The sequence below is a fragment of the Rhizobacter sp. P2_H2 genome, assembly GCF_056403375.1.
In genome coordinates, this window is the sequence record NZ_JBFUFP010001764.1 from 1 (window position 1) to 621 (window position 621).

General features: G+C 73.1%; 1 pseudogene. It reads right to left on the reverse strand.

Annotated features, from left to right (window positions below):
* Window positions 1-575: pseudogene (locus tag AC1D15_RS36080) on the reverse strand (AgmX/PglI C-terminal domain-containing protein); the annotation flags it as partial.
* Window positions 576-621 lie beyond the last annotated feature (46 nt).

Here is a 621-nt window from a genome sequence, read left to right on the forward strand (position 1 = left end):
ACCTTGCCCTGCAGGCCCGGATCCTCGCGCAACGCACGGTTGTAGATCGCGTAGATCGCGCCCTTGTTGCGCTCGAACACCAGGCGGATCTCCTCGATCGAGCGCGCCGCCTTGCCGCTGTTGCCGCGCTGCACCGTGCCGCCCGCCCCGGTGCCGTTGCCCGTGCCGCTGCCGGCCGCCGATCCCTTGCCGCCGCCACCTCCACCACCGGCCACGCCGGCGACCAGCGTCGTCGAGCGACCCGCCAGTCCACCACCGCCGGTGTTGCGGCTGTAGCCCGCGGTGTTGATGCCGCCGCTGCCGCCGGTCGCGTTCGAGGTGATCATGGCCCGGTCCGGCAAGCCGGCTTCGGTGCCTGCGCCCACCCCCACGCCGACGCCCGAACCCACGCCCGGCCCCTGCTTGATGTCCGGCTTCAGCTGCACCGCCAGCGGCGCGCCGCTCAGCTCCTGCAGCTGGTCCTTCATCGCGAGCAGGCCGACGCCGGCCGCCTTGCGGCGCGCGCCTTCGATCTCGCCCGGCGGCTTGTTGGCCTGCGGCACGCGCGCCTCGGGGATCGGCTCCTTCATCTTCACCGGATCGGGCTTAGCCGGGATCGGCTTCGCCTGGTCAGGCTTGGCC